Genomic DNA, 1,118 nt, shown 5'->3' on the forward strand with positions numbered 1-1,118 from the left:
GCACATCAGCTTCTGAATCAGCATCAACAAGTGCGTCTATGATTCATTCGACTTCAACTAGTCTAGCTCCTCAAACTGATACCACTAAGGCCCGTAAGCAATTACCAAATACAGGTGAAACTGCTTCAGCTGCAAATGCTCTCCTTGGAGTTGTAGCAGGTCTAACTGGATTAGGATTAGTGGCTAAACGTCGTAAGCGTGATGATGAAGAATAAATCTTCTAACGATTTTATTAGTTGATTATTCCGATCAAAAAACCTGAAAGATATAACTTTCAGGTTTTTTTAGTTCTATAATATTTGTGTTTGGTAAATATCTATAAACATTGGGGGAATCTTTTATAATTTTTGCAAAATAAAAAACTAGCCATAGAATTAGTAGTAGCTACTAAATTCTGTGACTAGTTGTAGAGTTAAGGTTTTGACTTGATAATTTTAGTTTGTTTAGACAGTGATTGGAGTGTTTGGTCACTTAACTTTGAATCAGTGATAATGGTGTCGATATCTGAGATATTGTAAAATGTGAAGAAATCAAATTTATCAAATTTGCTATGGTCAGCTAGGAGATATTTTTTATTGGCGTTTTCTAGTGCTAATTTCTGTGCTTCACCTTCGTCTTCACTAAAAGTAGCGATAGCATGATCCTTGATACCATTACAACTAACGAAGGCTTTTGAAAATTGCAAACTAGCGATATCTTGGAGGGTTAGAGTACCTACAAAGGCTCCAGTAATTGAACGATAATTACCACCGATTAAAATTAGGTCAGTTAGCTTACGCTCATTTAGAATGAGAAATACAGGCAAACTATTGGTAACAACTCGAATGTTATCGATAGGAAGTTCTCGCGCAAAGAATTCTAATGTGGTACCTGGACCAATGAAAATAGTTTCTCTTTCTTCAACTAAGTGACCTGCAAAGCGAGCAATTTCTTGTTTTTCTGCTGTTTGTAGCCCTTGTTTTTCAACGTTAGAACGCTCATTGTTTAATAAGGAACCTGTTCGAAGTTTTTCAGCTCCTCCATGAACTCGAACCAGCAAATCCTTATCCGCTAACTCTTGTAAATATCGTCTAGCTGTCATATCGGAAATATCAAGGCGATTCATAATCTCTTTAACA

2 protein-coding genes are annotated in these 1,118 nt (G+C 35.9%); one reads left to right on the top strand and one right to left on the bottom strand.

Features of this window, described 5'->3' with window-relative positions; translation table 11 throughout:
• The coding region (locus SINDD18_RS02995) for an LPXTG cell wall anchor domain-containing protein (protein WP_153014407.1) at nucleotides 1–215 on the top strand (215 nt) is incomplete at its 5' end.
• Nucleotides 216–412: 197 nt separating this feature from the next.
• On the opposite strand, the gene SINDD18_RS03000 is transcribed toward SINDD18_RS02995, so the two are convergent.
• Nucleotides 413–1,118, bottom strand: a 706-nt coding sequence (locus SINDD18_RS03000; RefSeq protein ID WP_241497317.1) for a DeoR/GlpR family DNA-binding transcription regulator, incomplete at its 5' end; no start/stop codon positions are given.

The organism is Streptococcus infantis, assembly GCF_001579645.1.
Lineage (GTDB): Bacteria > Bacillota > Bacilli > Lactobacillales > Streptococcaceae > Streptococcus > Streptococcus infantis_E.